This is a genomic window from Planctobacterium sp. AWH2_060, assembly GCF_056158425.1.
The window spans coordinates 4,191,073-4,217,596 of the sequence record NZ_JBSWTG010000001.1; the positions used below are offsets into that span (position 1 = coordinate 4,191,073).

Sequence of the window (26,524 nt, forward strand, 5' to 3'; positions counted from 1 at the left end):
TTTAAGTAGTGCTGTTCATGCTTTATGAAATCCCACGTTAAGTTTAAAAAAGAATACATGCTGGTGGCGCAAAACGTTTCTGGCCGCAACCTAAACGTACCTGTGTATCGCTTTAAAAGTGATATTGCCGGTCCTAAGGTATACATTCAAAGTTCGATCCACGGTGCCGAGGTCCAGGGCAATGTGGTGATCTATCATCTGATTCAGGCGTTGCAATCGGCGTCGTTAAAAGGTGAAGTCATCCTGGTGCCAAATTGCAATCCGGTGGGCAGCAACCTTAAATCGGGGGAATATACCCTCGGCCGTTTTGATCCGGTAAATGGTCAAAACTGGAATCGGGCCTATCATTACGACCAGGCATTACTGGATAGCTTTGTGCAGCAAGTGGAAGAAAATACTGAAATCAGCTTGTTGAAGAAGCAGTTTCGGGAGCACATCAAGACCGGCATCGATGAAGTATTAGCCAGAGAGTGGGGCGTAGGCCTGGCACAACAGCTCAATCTTAAATTGCAACGCTTTGCTTTTGATGCCGATATAGTACTGGATTTACACAATGGGCCTGTGTCCACCCGGCATATTTATGTGCCTGAATATGCCCGTGAGTCAGCGCGCTTCTTTAATATTCCCCATGTCATCCTGATCCCCAATGTGTTTGCTGGCGCGCTGGACGAAGCCACATTTTGTCCCTGGTGGACCTTACAACAGCAGTTGCAGGCTAAGTTTCCGCTGCGGAATTGGCACTTCGGTGTGGAAGCCTTCACGGTGGAAATGGGCTCCCAGGAAGTAATTGATTTTCAGACTGGCGAACAGGATGCCAGGAGTATCCTGAGTTACTTATCGGCGAAAGCTTGTTTTACAGAGCCTTTGTGTCAGCCGCAAGAAATGCAGCGCCATGCGGTTTACCTGAAAGATTATAAAATCATGTACAGTCAGATGGGCGGTATTGTGGAGTATCTGGCAAAGCCCGGTCAACTCATCAAGCGAGATGAATTAATGGCCAGGGTCTTAAATATCGACGAGTTGGAAGACAAGCGCGCTGTCAGTGAAATCACCGCGCCCTGTGATTTAATCCCAATTTTACACTTCCCCTCAGCCAGTGTGTTGGGAGGAACGCAATTGTACAAATGTTTTACCCAATATTTTGATTTGTGAGCAGTCTTCTTAGGAGCTGCTCAAAAAAATACCTTTCGGTAACATTTTAATCCAATTAGAAAACAATCTCTTACGATAATTACTCTCAGCTCTTTTTATTATAAGCCCCATAAATAAAAGGAGAGTACACATGAAGCATTACTTATCGTTATCTGCACTGGCTTTGCTGACCGCTTGTAGTTCGGACAGCTCAGATACGCCAACAACACCAGAGCCGGTGTCTATTACCAGCGAGTTTAAAAATGGCAAACAGGGCTGGCAGTCGGGATTTTCCGATTACCCGGTGGATGACGCCGATATTTATGAATTGGTGGCCGAAATCGCCGATTTGCCCGATGAATCCGGAGAAACGGGATTTCGGTTAAAGGGTATGAACCGCAGTGATGATCTGTTCATGTACCTGAAAGGCAAAGTGGCTGGATTACACGTAAACACCGATTATACGCTGTATGGTTCTATCAGCTTTATGTCCAATGCGGGTGCCGATTGTATTGGCATTGGTGGCGCACCGGGTGAGTCGGTTTATATGAAACTAGGCGCCACCGAAATAGAGCCAGAGCAGTTAGATTTCTACATGAATATCGACAAAGGCAACCAGTCTCAACCCGGCAATGATGCCATGGTGATCGGCAATGTTGTATCTGAGGGCGCTAATTGTGAAGGCACTGAATACGGCACTAAAACCATTGAAATCGCCGAAGAAGATGGTTTTGAAATTCAGTCCTCCCCCACTGGAGAACTGTGGATCATGATAGGTAGTGACTCAGGCTATGAAGGCCTGACAGACCTATACTACACTGAGGTGCATCTGACCCTGAAACCATAGGGGTTAGAGTAAAATGTTGTTTGGTTGAGCTAGCTCACCAAACAACCATTTTACCGCTTTGGGAAACTCTTCTGCCCAAAATGATTCTGAGTGTCCCCGTCCCGGTACGGTTTTACTGACCAGATTATAATAGGGATGTCCTGCATCTACGATTTGATTCACCATATGGTGCATGTCATCCACCATGGCTTTGTCTTCTTCGTTACCCATCAGAAAGTATAGGCGACTGTCGGCCGGTATCGGTTGCTGTCGGGTAAAGCTAAATACCTCATGAGAATACCAAAAAGAAGGGGATAGTATTCCCGCTTTGGAAAACACTTGGGGATAACGATGAATGGCAAAATGCGACATCAAACCACCCATTGAGCTGCCCATTATGCCGGTATGTTGCCGATCCGACATGGTTCTGTAGTGTTGATTGATATGGGGTATCAGTTGCTGCACGATAAAGTCCAGGTACAGTTGACCTTCCGCTTTACCGTAGGTTTCATGGTCCCAGGCGCTCAGTTCTGTGATCCGGTGTTGTTTGCCATTGTCGATACCCACCACTATTAATTCCAGCTCCTCGTGATGAGCCATCAGATTCAGGCTTTTATCAACCCGCCATTCGCCGGAATAGGCGGTGGCCTCGTCGAACAGGTTTTGGCCATCATGCATATAAAGCACGGGGTAGCGTTTATTGGATTGCTGATAATCGGGCGGCAGATATACCCGTACGGTTCTGTCGCGATTCAGGCCTGGAATGAAAAAATCCGGTTCAATCACATGCACCTGAGCTGAGGCGGTGCTCCATTGCATATCTGGATTGTGGTTTTCAGTGGCACTCACATTGACCTCACAAGGGATTAAACAACCATTCTATAGCGTCTGAAAAATGCACTCGCCAAAAGGCTTCGTTGTGCTGGCCGTCAGCAATAACTTTAGCCTGGATATGTTGTTGTGGGTGTCCCTGTTTGGAAATTAATTGCTGCATCTGGTTCATAGGCTGCACCATATCTTCGCCTTCCTTGCCGCCAACAATGAAATACAGCCGGTGTTGTTTCGGGACGGGGTGCTGTTGGGTGAACTGAAAAACCTGTTCAGTGTACCAGTATGAAGGCGAAAAGATGCCCGCTTTGCTAAATACCTCTGGATAGCGGTAAATAGCATAATGACTGGCGAGACCGCCCATGGAGCTACCCATAATGGCGGTGTTTCGGGCATCTTTCAGGGTTTTGTAATGTTGGTCAATATAGGGTTTAACCACTTTCACAATAAAATCCGTGTAGTGCTGTCCTTCTCCCTGACCGTATTTTTCATGATTCCAGGCACTAAGCTCTGTGGTGCGGTGTTCTCCACCGTTATCGATGCCCACTACGATCAATTGCAGTCCTTTATCTTTGGCTAATGCATTCAGGTTTTCATCCACCTGCCATTCGCCAGCAAAAGCGGTACTGTCATCAAACAGGTTTTGCGCGTCGTGCATGTAAAGTACCGCAAAACGCCGCTCTGCTTGATAGTAGGCGGGGGGCAAATACACCCGCAGGGTGCGCTTTCGGGATAACTCGGGGATGGTGAACTGATTTTCAAGGCTGTGCCAACTGCCGGCTTGGGGTTGTTCTTTGGCGTCGCTTTGACAGGCAAGTGCCAGAACAAATAAGGTAAGTAACAATATTCGCATAATCATTCTCTAAGCAAAAAATAAGCTGGCTACGACCACGCCCACGATGATGGCGGTGAAATCGGCTATCAAGGCACACGGGATGGCGTGACGGCTGTGTTTGATACCCACAGCACCAAAATAAACCGCCAGCACGTAAAACGTGGTTTCAGTGGAACCCTGAAATATCCCGGATAATCTGCCTGCAAACGAGTCTGCACCATGTACCTGCATGGTTTCAATCATCATGGCACGCGCGCCGCTGCCGCTTAATGGCTTCATTAACGCGGTGGGCAAGGCGTCTACAAATGCCGTTGAAAGCCCCGCCAGAGATACCAACCAGGCAATGCCATCTACAACCAGTTGAATGGCCCCGCTGGCTCTTAACAATCCAATAGCAACTAACATAGCCAGCAAATAGGGGATAAGATTGATTGCCTGTTGAAAACCTTCTTTGGCACCTTCGATAAACAAATCATAGGTATCCAGTTTTTGCCGCCAGGCGCTAAACAGGACACCCACCACAAAACTGAAGATCAACAAGTTTGCCAGCAATGAAGACTGCGGGCCAACCAGAGTGGCGGGTAGGGTGACAAAATATACTAACAGGCCTCCCATCAGGGCAAAGAATACTGCGCCGTAGAGTAACACTGTGTGTTGTAGTAAATTGATGCGCTGCACAAAGGCAACGGCCAATAGCCCCGCGATTGAGGAGCAACTGGTGGTGATCAGAATAGGCAGAAATACATCGGTAGGGATAGCAGCTCCCTGTTGTGCGCGATAAACGAACACAAAAACCGGAAACAGGGTTACAGAAGAGGTATTTAATACCAGAAACAGGATCTGCGCGTTACTGGCAGTGGTTTTATTGGGATTTAAGCTTTGCAAATCATGCATGGCTTTGATGCCAAGCGGGGTCGCGGCATTATCCAGTCCCAGTGCATTGGCCGATAAATTCATGGTAATGGAGCCCACCGCCGGATGATTCGCGGGGACTTCTGGCATAAGGCGTTGGAACAGTGGTGTCAGCAATTTAGAAAGTTTGGCAATCCAGCCATTGTGTTCGGCAATTTTAAATATACCCAACCATAGACACAGCGCGCCCACCAGACCCAGGGCGATTTCAACCGTCACTTTGGCCATATCAAACATGGCACTGACCAGCTCGGTAAAAATGGCCTGATTGCCCAGCACCAGCCATTGGTAAAAGCCGCAAATTGCGGCAATAAAAAAGAATGATAACCAGATTAGATTAAGCACGGTTGGCTAAGCTGTCTGTTGGCAAAAGCAGTAGTGGCTATTCTACAAAGTAGGTGCCCCAGCCATCGTAAAAGACTTTGTGCTTTTCCGCGATACTGACTAGTTTGCTGGTATCGGCGTTGATCTGTTGCAGATCCAGTGGCCTTTCTGCAATGGCGTCGAAACTAAAAAGTTCATCACCATCGTCCAAAATCAGTTCTTCGGCATCCGTCACTTCAAAACCGGCTTTATAAGCGTCTACCGCGGCCTTTTCCAGCAAAGCAAAGTCCTTACTGGCGATATGGTGCTCGATGGTATGATCTTTGTCGGCGGCACTGCCATCATTGATCAAGGCTTCGAGGGTTTCTTCATTAAACTGATACCAGTCTTGCAGGCTATTAGAGTGTGGCATAGCGATCCCTTGAGATTATATTTTGCGTAAGTTTAACGCGCTTTTGGCAGCTGTGCGACTTCGTTGTTCACCTGTTCAAAATCTTCCAGCATTTTTTCCCGCAATAACACTGACCACTCTTTAATGCCTCTGCTATCGTCCATGTAAATGGGCTCGCTGATTTTTATAACCAAGGTGCCATTGTCCCAGCGATTCAGCTTGATTTTATCGATAAGGTTACTGGCACAAACTCTGACTATGGGCATTTTAACCGCATCCGCGATACGAAAAGCGCCGGTTTTAAAGGGCAATATGCCACGTCCATAGCTGCGCGTACCCTCGGGAAAGAACCACACTGAAATGCCGCGCTTTTTGATTTTGGCCACTGTTGAACTCAGAGTGTCGGCTGCCCGCGAGGCATTTTTTCTGTCGATCAGCACATTTCCCGACAACCAGTACAGCCAACCGAATACCGGAATAAATATCAGGCTGCGCTTGCCGACCGATACTGTGCCCGGCATTACCGCCTTACATATGGTGAGTAAGTCATAACTATTTTGATGGTTGGCAATAAAAACTGCCGGTTCATCAGGTACATTTTCCTGGCCTTTAAGTACGACTTTTAAGCCCAGAATTCGCGACATGGTGGCGTAGGCCATGCTACAGGAATAAACATTGTTGCGATGCATGGGACGCAAGAGACAAAAAATAATGAGGATCCCATTAATAAGGATAAAACTAATAAACAAAGCAATAATGCGCAGGATAGCTAACAAAATGATTTCCAGTGACATCAAAAGGCCGCATAGTATAGCCTTTTTTTTGCTAAATCATGTCAGATGAGCTAAGAATTCGCATTTCGATTGTGCAAGCACACTCTGGTCATGCAAAGATTTAGGATATAACCTATACTCGAAACAGCCCCTGTACTTTATCCCGCAGGAGCTGAATCAATGTATTGAGTACAATAACTGACGCGAAATAGAAACTACAAAAACAGGGCTGTCTGATTAATGCAAACCTTTACCCATGATGATTTGGACGAAGAAATTCTAGGTGATCTTCTCGAAGAGATTAACGAGCTTTACGAGGCCAGTGAACAAACCTTAATTGAGCTGGAACTCAAGCCGAAAGACAACGAGTTACAACGTGCTCTGTTTCGCTCTATTCACACCATCAAGGGTGATTTGGGGATGGTTAATTTTTCCCCGTTAATTCCGCTTCTGCAGCACGTTGAAGACCTGTTAGATTTTCTGCGCAACGGCCAGATTAATTACACCAGCACCATGAGTGATCTGGTGTTGCTGACTTTAGACCGGGTGAAGTTGTTTGTGGAAAGCTGTATCAGCAGTGGCACGGCTCAGTATGATGATCAGTTGTTTAAGCACCTGGTACAACACATCAGTCGTATCAAGCCAGACAATGGCCCGCAACACGAGAAACTTCTGGCTGAGTCTGTGTTGTTGCTGGACCCCACTTTAGACGCCAAACCAGAAAATGATCCTCCGGCAGAGATCGCAGAATCCGTTAAGGAAGAGATAGATACCGAAGACGATTCAGCGATTAACAAAGAGTCTAACCCGCTGGATTCTGACAGCACCATTAAAGAGCTGAGCAAAGAGCGCCAAACCGATATAGTGTTTTTCCGGGCACTGATGGAGCCAATCGAAGCGCGCTCCATGTACTGGGCCGGACGTGGCGACAGGATCGCCAAATTGGCTTTGTTAATGAATAAGATGGAAGGCAGCCCCATTGATGCTGACCAATTGCTGGTGGCTTGTTATGTTCACGATTTTGGTATGGCCTTTATGCCGTTGAATATTCTGCACAAGCGCGACCGTCTGGAGATTGTCGAATTCAATTTATTACGCTCTCATGTCTACAAGAGTTCAAGATTGTTGGAGCACTTAGATCAGTGGAACGAAGCGCGTAAAATCGTCATGCAACACCACGAGCGCTGTGACGGCTCTGGATATCCCTTGGGGCTAATGGAAAAAGACATTTGTGAAGGGGCTAAACTGTTGGCTATCCTGGATACTTTCGATGCTCTGACCCATCAACGTGCTCATGATACGCATCGCAAACGTCCGAAAAAACGCGCCGTAATTGAGATGAACAATATGCCTGAAGGGCAATACAGCAAGCGCTGGATGGCGGTATTCAACAAAGCCATGGCCAGTTTGTTGACCAAATAACTTTTCAGGTTGTTTATTTTACCTATTGCTGGGTTGGGTCTAACATAGTTATTGGCTGGTGGAAGCAATCTCACAAAGAGAGGCGGATTTTAAGTGAATAAGTTGCCCAAATGCGTCGTTTTTGCTGTGCTACTTATAAGCTTTAAAAGCGGTATAGCACAAGAATCTGAATTGGAAAGAATCGAAGTCACCGCACAAAAGCGCATTCAGTCGATTCAGGATGTTCCCCTGTCTGTTTCCGCGGTTAATAGTGCCACCCTCAATGCCTTTAGAATGGATCAGGCTAGTGAAATCGCGGATCAAATCGTCAACCTCAACGCCAATCGCTCCATATCCGGTGTGTACAATTATTTTATACGGGGAGTGGGCACTGATGACTTCAATTTGTCCTCCATCCCTGCCGTTGGTTTGTATATAGATGAGGTGGCCATCCAGAATCCGGTACTGGCCAATTTCAGTCTGTTGGATATTGAACAAGTAGAGGTGCTGCGGGGGCCGCAAGTGGCTCTCTACGGTAAAAATACCACTGGCGGTGCCATTAAATATATCTCTGCCCGGCCGTTAGCCGGAGAAGAGCTGCATGGCAAACTCAGAGTTAATCTGGGCAGCGATGCCCTAAAACAGGTTACCGGTACTCTGGCTGCGTCACCGGATGAAGACTTTGCTCTGCGCCTGACAGCGGATATTGCGCGTCAGGACGGTCGTATTTCTGCCAGCCATGTGGGCAATGATTCGCAGTTTCACAATATTGACCGGCAAGGTTTCAAATCCCAGTTTGGTTTTAATCTATCAGCAGAAAGCAGCATTTTGCTGTCTTTATACGGTGGCCAGCAAAGACAAATCAGTCCGGTAAAGACCTTTGTGACCGTGGCTGATGGCAGTGACGTTATAAATCTCGATGATTTTGATTTAGCCAAGGTGGGCAGTCAGTTGCATAATCTGCGCGATAATATTGATGCTTATGGCGGTTTTTTGTTGTACCGGCAGCAGTTTCAGGATGTCGAGTTTAAATCTACCACCTCTTTTGAGACCGTTGACAGCGAGCGTATGGATGACTGGAGTGCTCAGGGCGCGCCGTCTGGTGTCGCTCAGGTCATCACCTATAACTCCACAGATACCCAGTCATTTTCTCAGGAGTTTCAGTTGTTGTCGGAGTACAGTAGTGGCGGGCATTGGTTGTTGGGAATGATCAGCACCCTGGAGCAGGGGGATATTTTACAAACAGCCTTTATTGACCCGGTGGGACCGGGTCGTCCGGATGACGCTGTTGACGATGCTGGGCAAGGGGCCTTGTTTGATCGCGGTGCACTGGTTAACAACGATATCGCATCTTTCTCCGGATATGGATTACTGGAGCGCCCCATTTTTGAAGATACCACCCTGGGTCTCAGTGGCCGCTGGACCTTACAGCGTTTAACACCCAGGGTAAATAGCGCAGGAATGTTGATGGATAGCGCAGATATGCCTTTCCCTCTGGGTACCTTTGGTTGGTACAGTCTGGGCAATCCTGGCTTTGATGTGCAAAGCGATTATGCCGGTTTTTCTGTGGTTGATAACTTTTATCAGGCCAACGGCGGTGTCCCCGCCAAAGCTGATATCAATCAGACCTTTCGCGAATGGGGCGGCAAGGTATCGCTCTTTCACCAGTATTCAGACAATCTTAAATTTTATGCTTACCTGGCCAAGGGCTATAAAATGGGGGCGGTAAATTCTAATCCCACCACTGCTGCCTATACGGCATTGTTGGATAGTGTGGTGACTCCGGAAAGCGTTGTTACCGCGGAGCTGGGCTTTAAATCTGAGTGGTGGAATGACCGACTGCGTTTGAATGTCGCCTTATTCCACAACGACTGGCAGGATTATCAATTCTTCCTGGTTTATAACCCCGGTAATCCGGCTGATTTATTCGCTTCTCTGGTGAATTTGCCGGAGGCCAGATCTCAGGGATTTGAAGCTGAACTTAGCGCCATTTTATTTGCAGATATCACGTTAAAAGCTGGGCTGGCTTATGTGGATGCGGAAGTGACAGAAGCTGAATTGGATACCAGTGCCGTCGCTGAACATCTGCGAGAAGGGTTTCAAAGTTCAGTAGTCAAAGGCAATAGCTTACCCAATACACCGCCCTGGACTGCTAGCTTGATGCTGCAGCAACATCTGGCCGGAGATTACGGCGAGTTTAACTGGAACCTGCATTACAATTTCACTGATGCTTATATTCATGCCCTGGCTGGAAGCCATTCAACTGCCTGGCAGGAAAATTTTTCTGAATCTCAGGTGCATTTACTGCACGGCTCAATGAGTTATAGCCCCAGATCTTATCCCAATCTAAGCGTTTCCGTCTGGGGAAGGAATCTCACAGACCAACAGTACTGCACAGAGCGGGCTACCATACCAGGAACTAACGTCAACACTAACCGCTTGTGTGCCCAGGGGGCCTTTCGCGAGTTGGGTTTAGGGATAGAAGTGTTATTTGAATGACAGTCTCCAGTGGCAATCTAAAAATCAGGGTTAAACCTTTTATTGCCGCGACAATGGTATTGGTTATTGCTGTCGCTTTGACGTTGGCCTATGCCATCAATGAACAGCAAGCCGTCACCGAAAAAAATATCGCACAAATGGAGCGACGAGCTGAGCAGCGGGCCGCGGATATAGAAGCTAATTTGAGGCGCTCATTGTATCAGGTGGAATCTGTAGCTAACTTTTTTGCCAGTTCGGACTGGGTTAGCTATGAGGAGTTTGCTGGATTTGTCGAGCAAATCTTTCCGGTGTTTCCTGCGGGGCGTAGGGTTTCTATCTTAGCCAATGTTGCACAAACAGAGTTGCCTGAATTACTGGACAAAATCAGAAATAATACAGAGCCAGCCTACGCAGACCTACAGCTATTTAGTTTACAGAATGGGCAGAAGTCGCCATTAATGGCAACGGGCGATAATGACATTACCTTTATTCAGTACACCTATCCTGATGTAAGACGGGATGATTTCCTCGGTCGACAAATGACCGACAATTTGCCGCTGGGACCATCTATTTCCAAAGCCATTGCCAATCGAAAAAATACCGTGATCGGATTTTTTCAGCCACTGCAAGCAATCACCAATACTCCCTTTTTTGTGCATATCTCGCCTGTGCTGAAAAAGCGCTCTGATGGAACAACTAAAGTTGCTGGGTTGGTAACATCCAGTCAGTATTTACAAGAGGTGTTCAAAGCCACTGAGATAAATGTCGGGCAAAAGACATTTCGCTATGCTCTTGCTGATGGACAGGGTAAAATCTACTATTTTCCTGAAGATACCATTGCCCAGCAGGCTGACCCTGAAACTCAACACGCACACCATATTTCTGATTTTGACTTGCAGGTTTTCGATCGAAACTGGACGCTCTACGTGATCCCCAACAGCAGTCCGGAGCAAAGCCTGTGGCAGCAAGGAGCGGTGTTGCTTACCGGTGTGAGCATGGCCTTGTTGTTGGCTATTATCGTTTATCTGAATTTGACACAACAGGCTCGGCTGGCTCACAAGGTTGTGGAGAAAACCTCGGATCTCAATGCCGCAGTTGCTACCCTACGTGAGCAACGCCAGCAATTACACGATCAAAATGAACAACTTGAACAGGCCGTGTTCGATGCTCAGGAAGCGACGCGGGCGAAAGCCAGTTTCTTAGCCAATATGAGCCATGAAATCCGAACTCCGCTAAACGGTGTGATAGGTCTCACGCAATTACTGCAAAACACTAAACTTGATCTACAACAGGCAGGCTTTTTAAGCAAAATGGAATCTGCGGCAAAACATTTACTGATTGTAATCAATGACATTCTGGATTATTCAAAAATTAGTGCGAACTCCATCGAACTGGAACAAATTCCGTTTTCGTTAATGAGTGTTAGAGATTTTTTGCAGGCTAATTTTGAGCAAGCTGCGCTGGATAAAGGTATTGAATTCTACATTGATATTGCTCCCGATGTACCACTGGACTTAATAGGAGATGTGGTCAGGTTGAATCAAATCCTCCTGAATTTATGCTCCAATGCGGTGAAATTTACCAGCAAAGGCAGTGTTCGGGTGACGGTAACGGCTGAGATACTCAGTGATGCAAAGTCTGCAGAGGCAGTAGGATTGCAATTTGAAGTAGCAGATACCGGGATTGGTATGAGCCAGGAGACTGTCGAAGGTCTGTTTACCGAATTTTCACAGGCAGATTCTTCCACAACGCGGAAATACGGTGGTACCGGGTTGGGGCTGGTCATAAGTCGTCAATTATGCCGATTAATGGGCGGTGATGTCATTGTGTCCAGTCAGGTTAATCAGGGCAGCAAATTCGTGGCTTCAATGCAGTTGCTCAGGAATAACAGGGTGATACTGGCAGGCGATAGCGGACTTAAAATAAAGGAACAAAGCACCATATTAGTGGTGGATGATAATGTGGTAGCACTTAAGGAAGTTGCCGCAACTTTGAGTCAGGGCGGCGCAACGGTTGTTATTGCCAGAAGCGCAAAGCAAGGTCTGGCCCATTTGCAGAAGCAAAAGATTGACGTTGTGTTGACTGACTGGTGTATGCCGGAAATGGATGGCGAAGGCTTCATCAAAGCATTACAAGCGCAAGGCAATACACCAAAAATTATTGTCATCACCGCCTACGATGTATCCGTCATTAAACAAAAAAGTGACGCTCTGGGGATTAGCGCCGTATTGCAAAAACCTTGTCACGCCAGCAAGTTGTTTGATGCGATTGCGAACCAAAGTGAGAAGAACGACAATGCGTCAGTTACACCGACACTGTTAAACAAATTAAGGATTTTAGTAGCGGAAGACAATGCCATAAATCAGGTGGTTATCGAAAACATGCTAAATAATGCTGGAGCCGATTACCGGATAGTTGGTGATGGTATTGAATGCCTTGAAGCCCTGAACAGTGATAATGAATTTGATTTGGTGCTGATGGACATTCAGATGCCGGTTCTGGATGGTGTGGCTACCACCAAAAAAATTCGCGCTGATAAGAATCCCGCTATTGCCAATCTGCCCATCATTGCCTTAACTGCTAACGTCATGAAAGAAGACGTGGAACACTACATTGCTCACGGGATGAATTGCCACGTCGCCAAACCTATCGATGCCAATACCTTGTATCAGGCTATTAAAAATACCCTGTCCGATAGTAGGAGCAAACCATAGCGCTAATTAAGCGAAACAGCGCTCTATCTCCGAAATGACATGAAGACAACGTCTGGGCAGTTTTCGCAGCCGTTTGGTTATCAAAATCAGGGGTTCTGATACTGCCGCCTCCGGTTGATAAAGCTGTACTCGCTGGTTTTGACTAAAACTATGCCAGGCACTTTCAGGTAACACCGTGAACCCGAGACCGTTAGCCACCGGCAGCAGGATCTGGCCAATCTGATTGATAAAACCGGAAACAGGCAGAGCATCAATATCCAGTCTGTTGAGGGCGACATCATGAGTTTGGGAGCAATACAAAGAAAGGTATTGTCTGGCATCGGGATGGTTAATTAATCCCAGTTGCTGCATATGTTCAGCCAGGTCTTTGCGCAAAGCAAGCGCTGCTGGAAACATTAAACACAGTGACTCTCGGCCGATTTCGCGGCTGTCGAACATGCCTTCGGGGGGATTTTGAGTGACAATACCCATATCCAGTTTACCCTCTGCAACGCCTTGTAAAATGTCTTGCTGTGGAGCCGCTTTCAGCGTGGCAATTAATCCCGGGAATTGAGATTGTAACTGCAATAAAGCGGGGTAGAGCTTTAAAGCCATTGAACCGGAACAGCCAACACTAAAGTGTCCGGCATGGGGATCATCAAAGGCCAGTTTATTAAATAGTTCAGCCTCTCGCTTTACTTGCTCCAGAGTATATTGATAGAGCAATTTGCCCTGCTCGGTGAGCTCCAGTTTTTTGTTATTGCGTTGCAGCAACTTATGGCCGCATTGCTGTTCCAGTTTTTGAATATGTTGGGTGACGCCCGGTTGGGTCATAAACAGCTTTTCTGCGGTTCTGGTGAAATGACCGGTTTCAGCCAGGGTGACAAATGTTTTGAGATAAACTGGGTTTAGCATTTTATTTTTATAAATATTTATTATGAAAATAATCAAAATTGATAATTTCATATTTTAGATGAGTTTGTTTAATCTGGCCATCGTCGCATAACTGATTGCCTGGAGGTAAACATGTCACACCCTTATCCCCGTACATTTTCTCACATTGGAATTTCTGTTCCGGATTTAGAGAAAGCTGTTGAGTTCTATACCCAGGTTTTGGGTTGGTATTTGATTATGGAACCCACTGAAATCACCGAAGACGATAGTGCCATTGGCCAGATGTGCACCGATGTTTTCGGACCCGGTTGGGAGCGGTTTCGCATTGCGCATTTATCTACCGGTGATCGCATCGGGGTAGAGATTTTTGAGTTCAACAATCAACAGGATCCGGAAAACAATTTTGAATATTGGAAAACCGGTATTTTTCACTTCTGTGTTCAGGATCCGAATGTCGAAGAGCTGGCTGAAAAAATTGTCGCTGCAGGCGGTAAAAAACGCATGAAAGCGCCCCGCTATTATTATCCTGGCGAAAAGCCTTATCGCATGATTTACATGGAAGATCCGTTTGGCAATATTCTGGAGATTTACAGTCACAGCTATGAGCTGCATTATGCCAGTGGTGCTTATACTGCGTCTAAGTAGCGACTCAGACCACTAAATCTATCTGTTGCAGGCTGCCTACAGTGCCATTCTGATTGATAAACAGGCCACTGGAACGCACTTTGGCCTGCAACTGATTGTCAGCATCTTTGATATCAAAGGGGCTGGCCTGTTGTCCCAGGTAAAGGGCGCCTATACCCAGCTCAGCTATGTTGCTGAGCTTATCTTCTCCCAGGGCATTTTTTTGATAAAATTGCAGCCTGGAAAAGACACTGTCACCGGCGTCAATAAAGCCATTCTGATCTTCATCGAATTGCGCCAGTTCCGCAAAGCCGTTGCCGGTTTTAGCGCCAAACAATTCCCCGCCATCATCAATAAGGCCGTTATTGTTGCGATCTAATGCCAGGAAACCCGACTGGCCGGAAGCAAAATGGATACTGTCTTGTTGCCCATCCTGGTCCAAATCAAAGCGATGTTTTTGCTGGCTTAGTGATACAGAGGCACCCTGTAGGTTTATCACCAAAGGATCGGTCAGTTGTACTTCACCGATTTTCATATCCAGGCTATTGGCCTGATAAAAGCTGCGCTGTGAAAACTGCTGTAAATCAATTTGCAGGGTTTCTCCCGACTGCAGTGTGATTTCGCCACTGGCCAGGAACAAGGAAGACTCTTCTTCGTGATAGCTTTCCTGATATTGGTAGATAAGATCAGCTGTGCTGGCGGCTGTAACCTGGGGATTTTGCTCCCGGTTACTGGTGTCAGGAGCATGATTTTGGTTAGGGCTTTCTTGTTCTTCTTTAAGGTGGCTCAGATGAATTTCGCGACCGGTAAAACTTTCTACGATGGATTTTAATTGCCAGGTTTTGGCATCCAGGTGATTGTCGCTAAGCTCTTCTTCTTCAGTTTGCCACAGACCGCGAAATGCCTGGGCGCGATTGTCAGTTTGTTCAATCTGTGCTGCCAGTGCTCTGCCTCTGGCGGAGAGGGAAGCTTCTGCCTCTGGCTGACTGCTATTGGTTGATACCCCTAGCGATCGCTCTGCACGGCTTATTTCCGCTCTTTCGGAGAGCAATACGGTTCGTGTCGCAGCTTCCCCTTCTGCTTGTGGTGCACGCTCTGCCACCAGAGATTCGCTTCGGGTATAGCGTTCACTGCGTTCATGTTGATGAGCAAACTGGATTTGGGCGCTTTGCACTTGCATTGGGTTCTTTTATCGCTGATTTTAACATTGAGCCTAGAGCGTGTTGACCTTTGCAAAATTGTACCGCAAAGATCAACACGCTCTAGTTTGTAATCGGCACCGGTTGCGCCATTTTTATGCAGTGTCAGCAAATTTTTTTATTTATACGAGTTGGGTATAAAGTTTTATTTGGAAATCAGCTTTGGCAATGCGAATATGGCTGTAATTAAGATGTCCAGACTCTAGAATTACATGCGAAAGTTTTCTTTTATCCTCCTGCTGTTGTGCCTGATGACCGCCTGTGGTCAACGTGGCCCCTTGTTTTTGCCCAAGGACGCTGCACAAAATCAGAGCGAAAACGGCACTCCGCCCATTGCGGTCCCCGAAACTGAAGGCGCAGAGCCGGAACAACCCAAAGAGTAAACACCGGGAAAATTATGGATTTTTTTCAATATCAAAATCAGCAATTGTTTGCAGAAGATTTATCGGTTGCCGATATTGCCGCGCAATATGGCACCCCCTGTTATATTTATTCCCGCGCCACCATAGAGCGCCACTGGCAGGCCTTTGATAAGGCTGCGGGTAAACAACCTCACTTAATTTGTTATGCAGTCAAGGCCAATTCCAATCTGGGGGTTTTGTCGGTGATGGCAAAACTGGGATCGGGCTTTGATATTGTTTCCGGCGGTGAATTGCTACGGGTGATTGCCGCGGGTGGCGATCCGAAAAAAGTAGTGTTTTCCGGTGTAGGTAAAACCGAAGAAGAAATTTTGTTGGCTCTCAAGCACAATATTTATTGCTTCAACGTAGAGTCTCCTGCGGAACTGTCTCGCATCAATAAAGTGGCCGCGGAGCTGGATGTCAAAGCACCCATTTCTATTCGGGTTAATCCGGATGTGGACGCTAAAACTCACCCTTATATCTCAACGGGGTTAAAAGCTAACAAGTTTGGTATTGAGCGCGAACAGGCTATTGCTATCTATCAGCAAGCCGCCGCCATGAGTCACCTGCAAGTAAAAGGCATTGATTGCCATATTGGCTCGCAGCTGACCGACCTAGCGCCCTTTGTGGATGCGCTGGATCGCTTACTGGCGTTAATCGACGAATTAAAGGAGCTGGGCATTCACATCAGTCATCTGGATGTCGGTGGCGGTTTAGGTGTGCCTTATCAAAACGAAACGCCCCCGCACCCTAATGAGTATGCTGCAGCCTTAGCGCAGCGTTTGCAGGGCCGGGAAGAGCTCACCCTGGTATTTGAACCCGGCCGCGCCATTATGGCGAATGCCGGCATTCTGGTGACTAAGGTCGAGTTTCTGAAATCAGGCGCGGAGAAGAATTTTGCAATTGTAGATGCCGCCATGAATGATCTGATCCGCCCGGCATTGTACTCGGCCTGGATGAATATTATTCCGGTGAACAGCAGTTTGCAGCGGGAAAAAGCGGTGTACGACGTGGTGGGCCCCATTTGTGAAACCGGTGACTTTTTGGGCAAAGAGCGAGAATTAGCCATTGCGGCGGATGATTTGCTGGCGGTCAGAAGTGCCGGAGCCTATGGCTTTGTGATGGCTTCCAACTACAATACACGGGCCCGCCCACCGGAATTAATGGTGGATGGTGACGTGCTGCACTTAGTACGAGAACGGGAAACTTTACAAGAGTTGTGGAAACTGGAACGTAAACTCCCGTAATATAGACCTAATAGAAGTTTTCGAATTAATCACATGTTAGTGCAGTTTTCTAAAATGCACGGTCTGGGCAATGATTTTATGGTTGTTGACAACCTCACCCAGAACGTATTCTTCTCTAAAGAGAAGATCGCAAAGTTAGCCGATCGAAATTTCGGCGTAGGCTTTGACCAGATGTTGCTGGTCGAGCCGCCATATGATCCGGATCAGGATTTTCATTACCGCATTTTTAATGCGGATGGCTCCGAGGTGACTCAATGTGGCAATGGCGCCCGTTGTTTTGCCCGTTTTGTGAAAATGAAGGGCTTGATCAATCGCAATAAAATCTCTGTCAGTACCAAAAACGGCCGCATGGTCTTGTACCTGGAGAATGATGGCATGGTGACGGTGAATATGGGACGGCCCAATTTTGAACCATCAGCAGTGCCCATCAAGGCAAACAAGCAGGAAAATATCTACCTGATACGGGCGGAAGATCACACAGTGATGGCGGGTGCGGTTTCCATGGGCAATCCTCATTGTGTTATGGAAGTGGACAATGTTGACACTGCGCCGGTAGAAACCTTGGGTCCCTTACTGGAAACCCATGAACGCTTTCCTGAGGGAGTCAACGTAGGCTTTATGCAGGTTGTGAGTCGCAAGCATATCCGGCTTAGAGTATTTGAGCGGGGCGTGGGAGAAACACTGGCCTGTGGTAGCGGCGCTTGTGCCGCAGCAGTGATTGGACAACTGCAAGGTAAATTGGATGAAAATGTCAGGGTGGACTTACCGGGAGGTTCCCTTAAAATACGTTGGCAGGGCAACGATACAATGATAAAAATGACAGGTGCCGCGGAACACGTTTTTGACGGCAGTATAGAAATATGACTGACACTCCAAATAATACCGCTGAAATCAATACGCCTTCCGCTGACTGGTTAACACCTGAGTTAGTGAAAGACTATCTGCTCAATAACCCCGAGTTTTTTATTCGCTATCCGTTATTGGCGGAAGAGCTGAAAATTCCCCATCAGAAAAAAGGTTCTGTGTCACTGGTGGAATTGCAGGCTGAGCAACTACGGGAAAAAGTGGCCGAGCTGCAGAAAAAGCTCACTGACTTAATGTCTGTGGCCCGACAGAACGAAGCCATTTATCGCATTTATGCCGATTTGAATTTACGTTTGTTTAACTGCAAGAAAATGGCGGATATCCGCAATGCCTTGCAAGACACCGTATGCCAGCAGTTAAAGCTCAGTGATGTGGTATTACACCTGGCGGCCGATAAAGCAGGTTTATCAGACAAAGACAGACAATTGATTGTGGACAAGCGGCTGAGTAAATCGGACTTCTTTTTCGGTCGTCTGACCAAAGAAGAAAATCAGATCCTGTTTTCCGCCAGTCAGCCTCAGTCAGTGGCTATCATGCGCTTGCGTCACGAAGATGAGCTGGGCCTGTTGGTGATTGGCAGTGATAATGATGGTCACTTCAATCCGCAAATGGATACCTTGCTGATCACCCAGCTACAGCAATTTTTAAGTCTCATTATTCCCAACGTTCAGGACTAGAAAGTGTCAGTATCAGATGCGATGCTGACACCCATCACTGACTTTCTGGATTACCTGAAGTTTGAGCGTAACCTGTCCAGTAAGACCATAGAAAATTACCAAAGGCAGCTTTTGGTGATTGCCGAAGGGCTGAATATTGAAGCCTGGCATATGCTCACTGTGGAGCATGTTAAACGCGTGTTGGCACAAGGCCGGCGTCAGGCTCTCTCTCCTAAGAGCATTGCTTTGCGCTTATCTGCTTTGCGCAGTTTTTGCCGCTACCTGGTGACCCTTGGGGTATTGACTCAAAACCCGGCGAAAGCCGTTAATGCACCCAAGCAGGGACGTCCTTTACCCAAACAACTGAACGTTGATGAAATGTCGCAATTGCTCAATATTGATGAAGAATCAATATTGGCGGTCAGAGATAAAGCCATGATGGAACTCACCTATGGCTGTGGATTGCGGCTTGCGGAGTTAACGGATCTGAATTTGGCCCACATTGAAGAAGGTATGCAGCAATTACGGGTGCGCGGTAAAGGCAGTAAAGAGCGCATATTACCGGTGGGCAGGGTGGCCAGAGAGGCTCTTAAAGCCTGGCTAAAAGTTCGCGGGCAACTGGTGGGCGATGATGAACCTGCTGTGTTTGTCAGCATGCAACATAAGCGTATTTCTTCTCGACAAATCGCCAAGCGCATGAAGTTATGGGCGCAAAAACAATCGTTGGATCAACAGGTGAATCCCCATAAATTGCGCCATTCGTTTGCTACACATATGCTGGAATCCAGTGGTGATTTAAGAGCAGTTCAGGAATTGTTGGGCCACGCCAACTTGTCTACTACCCAGGTCTACACGCACCTGGATTTTCAGCACCTGAGTAAAATTTATGACACGGCTCATCCCAGAGCCAGAAAGAAAAAGACCTAGAGCGAAGCCAATGCAGTATTACCGTCGCCTCAACAGCATTCAGGCAATGACCTTTGACCTGGACGATACCTTTTATGCCAATCATCCTTACATAGTGGCAGCAGAAAAACAGATGTTTGCGTTTATGGCGCAGCACTGGCCGGCAACCGAGTCTCTGGGGAAACCCGCATGGCGGCAATTCAGACGGGAAGTGATCAGCGAAACACCGGCTTGTCGACACGACATGATTGCGCTTCGGCGCGCTGTTTTGAACAAGATGTTTAGCGCCATTGGCCTGTCGGGCGCAGAATTAAGCGACGCCATTGAGCTCAGCTATGACACCTTTTATTTTCACCGTAGTAACTTTAAGGTGCCCAGTGAATACATCGCTCTGCTGAATGAGTTGTCACAAAAAATGCCTTTAATGGCCATTACCAATGGCAATGTTGATATTGCCAGAATTGGTCTTGATGGTTGTTTTCAGCGGGTGTATCACGCCAGTTCAACACTGCGTAGCAAGCCTTATCCTGACATGTTCGACTTGGCGCAAAAAGAACTGAATCTGCCCGCCAGACATATTCTACACGTTGGGGATAATCTGGAGAAAGATGTGGCAGGTGCCATCAATGCCGGTTATCAGGCGGCATGGTATGCGGAAAACCGCCCAATGCAGTTAAATCAGGAAAGCGCATCGGTGTTGCCTCATGTTGCCCTGGACTCATTGTCGGAGCTATTAGAGTTGGTCTAGCACCAGATGCTTGTGGCTACTAAGTAACACACTGTTTTTTCCTGATTTCTTGGCTTTGTACATGGCGGCGTCAGCTGACTCAATCACTTCGATGATATTGTCTTCACAGGTGAATTCACTGATGCCAATAGTAACTGTGATTTTAATAATTCGGTTATCATTGCCAAAATTATTTTTTTCTATCGCAATACGCAGGCGTTGCATGGCTTCCAGTGCCTGAACCTGATCCGTATCTAATAAGGCAATCACGAATTCTTCGCCACCCCAGCGGCAGCAAATATCTTCTTCACGACACTGCTCACGCATCAGGGCCGCCAAACCTCGCAATACTTCATCGCCCACTCTGTGACCAAAAGAGTCGTTGATGGTTTTAAAGTCGTCGATATCGATGATAGCAATGGAGTGAGCTTGTTGCTCATTATGAAATGGGGAATGGACGTCGCTAAACTCGTTACTAATAGCACGACGATTTAATAATCCAGTGAGGGGATCGGTAATGGATTGTTTTACCTGCTTTTTCAGTTCTTCCTGAACCTGCTCTACCTGATCTTTTAAACGCCGGAACTTTCTTTCCAGTAAGGAATTGTTGTCTGTTAACTTAACCAACAGGTGGGTGGGCTGGCTGTTGCCTTCAGTTCGAACCGAGGAAAGGGTCATGGCCACCACGGAATGCTCGTCGTTGATAGGGTTAACCGTTTCAAATCGGGAGGGAATGTTAGCTGTGGTACGCAAGGTGCCTTTGGCTACCCTTGAGAACTTTAGTTGGTCGATTCCCAGTACCTTGGGTAGCTGCAATGATGCGGGTTCTTGCTGGCCATAGGTTTTTAATAACGTTTTCGCGGCGTTGTTCAGATTGACGATGAAACCCTTGTGATCACATAGCCATGTTGGTTCCGCGAACCCATTTAACAGACTCTGAATGGAGAATCTAGGTCCCGACTTTTCCTGCTGATTGATTAAAATACTCACGATACCCCTCACTTTCTGTGAATTCGTCAGACATTTTTAACTCAATAACGACACGGCAACCGCCATGGCCCTGAGCAATCGTTTCCGGCAATTTAATGGCGGCGTAACCATTGTTATTTGATACGATAAAGCCAAACACATTCGACGTCATCATACACAGTGAATCGCGCCTGAGAACTTCATCTCCAAAAGGGCAGCGATTATTGGTCAACACAATTTGCCGGGCATTAATTGATTCAATACTAAAATCCCCACCAATACGACGCTTTAAATCTACTAAAATGTCTGCAATTGTTTCCTTGTTAAACTTCCTGGTATTCAGAGACTTCTCATATTCCATCTCTATTCGACGTCCTAGTTCTTGCCCTACCAGAGCGATAAAACCGGACGCCTCTTTAATGCCCACGCTATCTTCTAACGTGCCGGCAATGCTTCGGATCATTTGCCTGAAAAATTTATCGCTATCCAGTTCAACATTTAGATTTTTAATGTCGATACGTTGTTCGGCGGAAATTTCTGGCATACGTGCTCCTGTTGTCACAACAATTCGGAAACAGCAAACCTACTTTGTGTAAAACTCAAAGTCCAATTTTTCTAAAACGTCAACTACACTCTAGTAGTAGTTTAGTCTAATTAAGTTAATTTCACATAAATTGAGTGTGAATTGGTTCACTAATTGCGGTAATAACTTCTCCACAATCACTCTTCAGGCTTTGGCAAAACAAACCTGAAGCAGGTTCCCCGGCCTTTTTCACTGCTGACGGTCAATGAACTGTCATTGAGCTCCATGAGTTTTTTACAGATAGCTAAACCTAGCCCGGCGTGAATATGGCGGTCCTTTTCACTGTTACTGGCCTGATATCTGGCTTCAAAAACATGCTGTAGTTCATTGGCAGGAATACCAACGCCATTATCCGCCACGGAAACGGCAACGCCATTACACTGGCTTACAATGCTGAGTGTTACTTTGCCGTTTTCTGGGGTATGGCGAATGGCATTTTCTATCAGGTTGGTGAGTACTCGCTCAAGTTTACCTATATCGGCATAAACCATGGCGTCGGACTGCTCAGCCTGCACCTGCAAACGGATGTTTTTTTCTTGTGCGTTTAAAGTGAATTTAGCGGCAATATCATGGACTAGTTCGGCGATTGGAAAAGGTTCTTTGTGTAGGGTTACCTGGCCGGCTTCGATGTAGGCCAGCTCAAAAATCTGGTCGATAAGATGCTTCAGGTTTTGGGCATTTTTTAATGAGATCTGAATAAAACGCTCTTTGTCTTCAATACTCAGGTTCTGATGGTTTATCGCCAGGGTTTCTATGTATCCCTGCAGGTTGGCCAGCGGTGTGCGCAAGTCATGGGATAAATCCGCTAACAACGCCCGACGTCGGCTATCCAGTGCCTGCAAGGCTTCGAATTGCCCCTGGATGTGTGCAACCATGTCATTGAAGGCACAACCGAGCTTTTGCACTTCGTCGATAGAGTCGCGATCCCAGTGCATTGGGGTATATCCGGAGCGGCTCAGATCATAGTCAGCGGCCCGCACAGAATCCATCGCCAGGGTGAGCTTTTTCATGGGTTTCGTTAGCCAGGCAAACAGGCACACCATCAACACCAAAAATAACACCAGAGTGGTAACGCCAAGCAGGGTGAATTGCGCAAAATTGCGATCATTGCTGAGCTTTTTAATGATGGTGTCGTATTGTTCGCCGCCCAGAATGACATAGAGGTAGCCTTGCTGTTGCTGCTCTTTGTATACCGGCGCGACTGAGAATATCTTGTCCAGGTTGGGATCTTTGGGGTTGCTGCCATAAATCGGCAATTGTTCCGGGTTTTCCAGTAATCGTTTGATGGGCTCCAGTGCTACCTGTTGGGTTTTTACCTTGCCCGGCTCGGCATTGAAGGTGAGGATCTGGCCTTGATTGTCCAGATAATAAAATTCGAAATTCGGTCCCATAACCATCAAGGTATGAAACAGGTTGCCCAGTGCCTGATAGTCAAAAACCCCTTCTTTTAGCAGCGGATTATCATCCACCAGATGTTTTGCAAGATTAATGTGCAGTTGTTGTTCGGCCTGATGTTTAGTGCGCTCCTGCATAGCATTCGACCACCATACAAAGCTACTGGTGATCAACAGGAATATACTGATGGTGGCCAGAGAAAGGCGTTGATAAAAACACAGTTTTACTGCCACATGACACCCTCAGGATTAAACTTATAACCCACGCCCCAGACGGTTTGCACAATGTTGGGAGAGGCCGCATCTTTTTCGATTTTTGCCCGCAAGCGATTAATATGAGAGTTGACGGTATGCTCGTAACCATTGTGGGAATAACCCCACACCGACTCCAGCAATTGCGCACGACTAAACACCTGATTAGGCCGTCTGGCCAGATACCAGAGTAAGTCAAATTCTGTGGCGGTCAATTCCAGTTCTTTGCCATCTAAGCTGGCGCATCGGGATTTCTGATCGATGTACAGAATGCCGGTTATCAGGGTTTCTTCTGGATTGGTTTGCGGTGGTTGCTCGGACAATTGCTGCACCAAAGTTACTTTGCGCAACTGCGAGCGCACTCTGGCTTGTAGCTCTCTGACACTAAAGGGTTTAGCCATATAATCGTCGGCACCCAGTTCCAGACCCAACACTCTGTCGGTTTCTGAGTCTTTGGAGGTTAGCATCAAGATGGCTTGTGCTGGTTTTTCCTGACGGATGATACGGCAGATATCCAGGCCACTGAGTGATGGCAACATGATATCCAGCAGTAATAGATCAAAATGCTCTGCTCGCGCTTTATCCAACGCTTGTTGCCCGTCGGAACAATGTTCAATGTCGATACCCAATTCGGTGAGATTTACCCGGATGAGGTCGGCAATGTCCAGATCGTCTTCTACGATCAGTATTTTATGGGTCATAGGTTGCTTCTTTGTTTGGCACAAATCGGCCAGTACCGCCGAATTGTGCCTTCAATCACTTCCGGATCACTCTGTTCTTGTCACCGTTATTTTGGCCACCGGGTTGTCAAATGCATGGGCTTTGCTCAGTACAGAACTACTCAATCCATCTTCTATGGACACTATGCCTGGGTGCATGCTGACAAAATCCACATCGTCACGCATGGCATCAAAACCTGTGCCACCATCTACCGGACCGGGAATTGTGCCCATTGCTTCCGAATTTTTTTCAGTTCCGGAATCATAAACATGGGTGGTGGTGCTCCAGACATCACCGGTTTCCAGTTCTGCAAGGCTTTGACCGTTAACCCCGGTAAAGGCGTCGTTGGTGTTAACCAGCATGGTGATCACCGACAACAGCGGCATGTCATTGTCTTCGATACTCACAGAGATGGTTTCTGAAGCGCCTGGTGCAATCGGAGCCATGCCACTGGCGCCGGATGCCACCATAGATAAGCCTAATACAAAACTGTTGTCTCCGCCTTCAGCCAGATATTCCAGTTCTTCTGATGCCGACTCGCCAATAGTCCAAAACTGCCCCGAGCTATGCAGTGCTACTGCCACAGGGGACAGGGGCTGTGCATGGCTGAGATTAGTAACTGTAATGTCATAGCTGTTGACCACCGGAGCGGGTGGTTCTGGCATTGGCATTTCCATCACATCGTCGTTGTCGCTACCGCAGGCCGCTAACAGAAACAGGGCGCTAATGGGCAGCAAGTGCTTTTTGGAGAATGATAATTTGTTGTCTTTCATGACCAACTCCTACTGTACCGTAACAGTCAGTTTAGCGATGGGATTTAACCAGCGTTGCACACTGCTGTTGATATCACTGCTGCCACCTTCATTCATGCTGTCACCGACATTACCGCGGTGAATATGCACTGTCATATTGGCTTCTTCCATCGTGACACCAGTACCACCGGTTCCTACCAGTGCTTCCAGCGGAGGCGGAACCGGCATACCACTTTCGCCCGGTGCACCGCTGCCGCGGATCTCGTCATTGGCTTCTGTACCTGCATCATAAGCATTGAGGTAAATTGTGTAGGTGCCAGCCTCGGTAGGAATCGTCCAGTTGTCCAGTCCTACAAAAGCATCATTGGTGGGCAGTAACATGGAAGTCAGTGATAACACTGTGTTATCGGCGTCGGTACTTAGCATAAAGGAGCGGCTCATACCCGGTGCTGTAAGCTCAGCCTGCACTTCGGCGGGATTGCCGTTAACACTGGAAATGATATTGGCCAGGCCGCTGATATCACCGCCTTCCGCCATCATTTGCAATTCATCAGAGGCACTTTCGCCGGTTTCAAACAGGGAAGCATCTGCGGGGTGGGCGGCCACTAATATGGGAGTAAAGTAAATACCCTGGGTTAGATTCTGAAATTCGATATTGAGTTCGGCAGCGTTGACAGAGGCGCTGGCCATCAGGGCGGATGAAAGTATCAGGTTACGTAGTTTCATAATTTTCCTCGGATTGGATTTAAACAAACAACACGGGAAGAGTATGAAAAAGAGTTATCGCAAAAGTATCACGAGAATCTTACGAAAGCTTTGTAAGTTGCTCACAATAGAGTCCAAAATTGTGCAGTAGAAATGCGACGCAACCCCGAGGGGTTGCGAATATCGAGAAGTTGTTTTTATCAGTACAGCATGGCGTAAAGTTTACGACGATAGCTGCTGGCCAGGCTGTCACCTTCGGGTAGGGCATTGATGGCGTCTATCATCAGCTTGCGAGCTTCACCGAAATTCAGGTCTTTTTGCAGTACTTTGAGTAGCAGGCCCAGACCTTCTTCCTGTCGGTTGTTTTGCTGATACTGCACGGCTAAATCCACTTTTATTTGCAGATCATCCGGGTTTTTCTCAACGGCTTCTTCCAGGGCAATGATTTCTGGGGATTGAGAAGCTTTTTCCGCCAGCTCTAGTTTCCCGCGCAAGGCCTGATAGTTGGCATCCTGATCCACTAACAATACGCTATCCAGCAACTCTTTGGCATGGCTCAGACGGCCCAGTTCCAGATAGGTATCAATCAAGGCAAATTTAATGTCGGTTCGCTCTGGGGCGGCATCAAAGGCACTTTTTAGCAGTGGGAAGGCTTCGTCGTGTTTGCCCTCGGACAGCAATCCCGCCGCCTCTGCTAATAAGCCATCTTCTGGTTTTGGCAGGTGCTTTTCCAGCAGGCTTCTGATCTCACCTTCAGGTTGTGCTCCGGTAAAGCCATCAACTGGCTGACCATCTTTTACCAGAATAACGGTGGGCAAATTGCGCACACCGAATTGCATCGATATGGCCTGTTCTTCGTCACAATTGACTTTCGCCAGCAGTAAGTCGTTGGGATACTCAGCGGCAATTTTCTCCAGAATGGGCATCAATGACTTGCAGGGTTCACACCAGTCAGCCCAGAAGTCCACCATCACCAGACGCTTTTGTGACTCTTCCAGGACGATTTGCTGAAAGTTATCTGGTGTCATATTCACTATGT

The 26,524-nt window shown here is 47.2% G+C and carries 26 protein-coding genes; 12 read left to right on the plus strand and 14 right to left on the minus strand.

Translation table 11 applies throughout. The features are described from left to right. Positions 1-24 precede the first annotated feature (24 nt). Entirely contained in the window at positions 25-1,152 is a 1,128-nt protein-coding gene (locus ACXAD8_RS17930) for a succinylglutamate desuccinylase/aspartoacylase family protein (protein ID WP_475231350.1), read from the plus strand. Between the two features lie 130 nt (positions 1,153-1,282). After that, positions 1,283-1,978 carry a hypothetical protein gene (locus ACXAD8_RS17935; RefSeq protein ID WP_475231351.1) on the plus strand — a complete coding sequence of 232 codons (696 nt, stop codon included), beginning with the start codon at positions 1,283-1,285 and terminating at the stop codon, positions 1,976-1,978. A gap of 3 nt (positions 1,979-1,981) precedes the next feature. Here the strand turns inward: ACXAD8_RS17935 and ACXAD8_RS17940 are convergent, their stop codons facing one another. From ACXAD8_RS17940 to ACXAD8_RS17960, 5 genes are read right to left on the minus strand one after another with little or no spacing between them, the layout of a single operon-like run. After that, complete coding sequence (locus tag ACXAD8_RS17940; RefSeq protein WP_475231352.1) at positions 1,982-2,806, minus strand: alpha/beta hydrolase; 825 nt, start codon at positions 2,804-2,806, stop codon at positions 1,982-1,984. Positions 2,807-2,813: 7 nt separating this feature from the next. After that, entirely contained in the window at positions 2,814-3,638 is an 825-nt protein-coding gene (locus tag ACXAD8_RS17945; protein ID WP_475231353.1) for an alpha/beta hydrolase, read from the minus strand. Between the two features lie 9 nt (positions 3,639-3,647). Beyond that, positions 3,648-4,877: a nucleoside recognition domain-containing protein gene (locus ACXAD8_RS17950; protein ID WP_475231354.1), complete on the minus strand. Its 1,230-nt coding sequence runs from the start codon at positions 4,875-4,877 to the stop codon at positions 3,648-3,650. A 37-nt stretch (positions 4,878-4,914) separates the two neighbouring features. Then, positions 4,915-5,268, minus strand: a complete 354-nt coding sequence (gene rraB, locus ACXAD8_RS17955) for a ribonuclease E inhibitor RraB (RefSeq protein ID WP_475231355.1) — start codon at positions 5,266-5,268, stop codon at positions 4,915-4,917. 32 nt (positions 5,269-5,300) lie between these two features. After that, positions 5,301-6,023, minus strand: a complete 723-nt coding sequence (locus ACXAD8_RS17960) for a 1-acylglycerol-3-phosphate O-acyltransferase (RefSeq protein ID WP_475233012.1) — start codon at positions 6,021-6,023, stop codon at positions 5,301-5,303. Positions 6,024-6,260: 237 nt separating this feature from the next. On the opposite strand from ACXAD8_RS17960, the gene ACXAD8_RS17965 reads away from it, so the two are divergent. From ACXAD8_RS17965 to ACXAD8_RS17975, 3 genes are all read left to right on the plus strand, one after another. Beyond that, entirely contained in the window at positions 6,261-7,442 is a 1,182-nt protein-coding gene (locus ACXAD8_RS17965) for an HD-GYP domain-containing protein (RefSeq protein ID WP_475231356.1), read from the plus strand. Between the two features lie 171 nt (positions 7,443-7,613). Next, complete coding sequence (locus tag ACXAD8_RS17970; RefSeq protein ID WP_475231357.1) at positions 7,614-9,920, plus strand: TonB-dependent receptor; 2,307 nt, start codon at positions 7,614-7,616, stop codon at positions 9,918-9,920. Then, on the plus strand, positions 9,917-12,613 hold the full coding sequence (locus ACXAD8_RS17975) for a response regulator (protein WP_475231358.1): 2,697 nt from the start codon (positions 9,917-9,919) through the stop codon (positions 12,611-12,613). The genes ACXAD8_RS17970 and ACXAD8_RS17975 overlap by 4 nt, the downstream gene beginning before the upstream one ends. A gap of 6 nt (positions 12,614-12,619) precedes the next feature. Here ACXAD8_RS17975 and ACXAD8_RS17980 read toward each other — a convergent pair whose 3' ends face one another. Continuing rightward, positions 12,620-13,507 carry a LysR family transcriptional regulator gene (locus tag ACXAD8_RS17980; protein WP_475231359.1) on the minus strand — a complete coding sequence of 296 codons (888 nt, stop codon included), beginning with the start codon at positions 13,505-13,507 and terminating at the stop codon, positions 12,620-12,622. A 111-nt stretch (positions 13,508-13,618) separates the two neighbouring features. Between ACXAD8_RS17980 and ACXAD8_RS17985 the strand changes: the two genes are divergently transcribed. Next, the gene (locus ACXAD8_RS17985; RefSeq protein ID WP_475231360.1) at positions 13,619-14,131 is read left to right on the plus strand and encodes a lactoylglutathione lyase family protein; all 513 of its coding nucleotides are present in this window, start codon (positions 13,619-13,621) and stop codon (positions 14,129-14,131) included. A 4-nt stretch (positions 14,132-14,135) separates the two neighbouring features. On the opposite strand, the gene ACXAD8_RS17990 is transcribed toward ACXAD8_RS17985, so the two are convergent. After that, positions 14,136-15,290 carry a hypothetical protein gene (locus ACXAD8_RS17990; RefSeq protein ID WP_475231361.1) on the minus strand — a complete coding sequence of 385 codons (1,155 nt, stop codon included), beginning with the start codon at positions 15,288-15,290 and terminating at the stop codon, positions 14,136-14,138. Between the two features lie 231 nt (positions 15,291-15,521). Here ACXAD8_RS17990 and lptM point away from each other — a divergent pair, with 231 nt between their 5' ends. From lptM to ACXAD8_RS18020, 6 genes are read left to right on the plus strand one after another with little or no spacing between them, the layout of a single operon-like run. Further along, a complete protein-coding gene (gene lptM / locus ACXAD8_RS17995) occupies positions 15,522-15,692 on the plus strand; it encodes an LPS translocon maturation chaperone LptM (protein WP_475231362.1) in 171 nt (56 codons plus the stop codon). A gap of 14 nt (positions 15,693-15,706) precedes the next feature. Next, a complete protein-coding gene (lysA, locus tag ACXAD8_RS18000; RefSeq protein ID WP_475231363.1) occupies positions 15,707-16,957 on the plus strand; it encodes a diaminopimelate decarboxylase in 1,251 nt (416 codons plus the stop codon). Positions 16,958-16,990: 33 nt separating this feature from the next. Beyond that, positions 16,991-17,821 (plus strand): diaminopimelate epimerase, encoded by an 831-nt coding sequence (gene dapF, locus ACXAD8_RS18005; protein WP_475231364.1) that lies wholly within the window; start codon positions 16,991-16,993, stop codon positions 17,819-17,821. Further along, positions 17,818-18,498, plus strand: coding sequence for a DUF484 family protein (locus ACXAD8_RS18010; protein ID WP_475231365.1), 681 nt, complete (start codon positions 17,818-17,820; stop codon positions 18,496-18,498). The genes dapF and ACXAD8_RS18010 overlap by 4 nt, the downstream gene beginning before the upstream one ends. A 21-nt stretch (positions 18,499-18,519) precedes the next feature. Further along, entirely contained in the window at positions 18,520-19,404 is an 885-nt protein-coding gene (gene xerC, locus ACXAD8_RS18015) for a tyrosine recombinase XerC (protein WP_475233014.1), read from the plus strand. 10 nt (positions 19,405-19,414) lie between these two features. Next, positions 19,415-20,131: an HAD-IA family hydrolase gene (locus ACXAD8_RS18020; protein ID WP_475231366.1), complete on the plus strand. Its 717-nt coding sequence runs from the start codon at positions 19,415-19,417 to the stop codon at positions 20,129-20,131. Here ACXAD8_RS18020 and ACXAD8_RS18025 read toward each other — a convergent pair. The 7 genes from ACXAD8_RS18025 to trxA form a co-directional block, all read right to left on the minus strand. Continuing rightward, complete coding sequence (locus tag ACXAD8_RS18025) at positions 20,117-21,100, minus strand: GGDEF domain-containing protein (RefSeq protein ID WP_475231367.1); 984 nt, start codon at positions 21,098-21,100, stop codon at positions 20,117-20,119. The genes ACXAD8_RS18020 and ACXAD8_RS18025 overlap by 15 nt on opposite strands. Further along, positions 21,060-21,623 (minus strand): methanogen output domain 1-containing protein, encoded by a 564-nt coding sequence (locus ACXAD8_RS18030; RefSeq protein WP_475231368.1) that lies wholly within the window; start codon positions 21,621-21,623, stop codon positions 21,060-21,062. The genes ACXAD8_RS18025 and ACXAD8_RS18030 overlap by 41 nt, the downstream gene beginning before the upstream one ends. A gap of 176 nt (positions 21,624-21,799) precedes the next feature. Then, positions 21,800-23,290 (minus strand): ATP-binding protein, encoded by a 1,491-nt coding sequence (locus tag ACXAD8_RS18035; protein WP_475231369.1) that lies wholly within the window; start codon positions 23,288-23,290, stop codon positions 21,800-21,802. Continuing rightward, a complete protein-coding gene (locus ACXAD8_RS18040; protein WP_475231370.1) occupies positions 23,281-24,009 on the minus strand; it encodes a winged helix-turn-helix domain-containing protein in 729 nt (242 codons plus the stop codon). The genes ACXAD8_RS18035 and ACXAD8_RS18040 overlap by 10 nt, the downstream gene beginning before the upstream one ends. Before the next feature lie 66 nt (positions 24,010-24,075). After that, positions 24,076-24,801: a spondin domain-containing protein gene (locus ACXAD8_RS18045; RefSeq protein WP_475231371.1), complete on the minus strand. Its 726-nt coding sequence runs from the start codon at positions 24,799-24,801 to the stop codon at positions 24,076-24,078. Positions 24,802-24,810: 9 nt separating this feature from the next. Beyond that, positions 24,811-25,506: a spondin domain-containing protein gene (locus tag ACXAD8_RS18050; RefSeq protein WP_475231372.1), complete on the minus strand. Its 696-nt coding sequence runs from the start codon at positions 25,504-25,506 to the stop codon at positions 24,811-24,813. A gap of 179 nt (positions 25,507-25,685) precedes the next feature. Beyond that, a complete protein-coding gene (gene trxA, locus ACXAD8_RS18055; RefSeq protein WP_475233016.1) occupies positions 25,686-26,513 on the minus strand; it encodes a thioredoxin in 828 nt (275 codons plus the stop codon). Between the last annotated feature and the right edge of the window lie 11 nt (positions 26,514-26,524).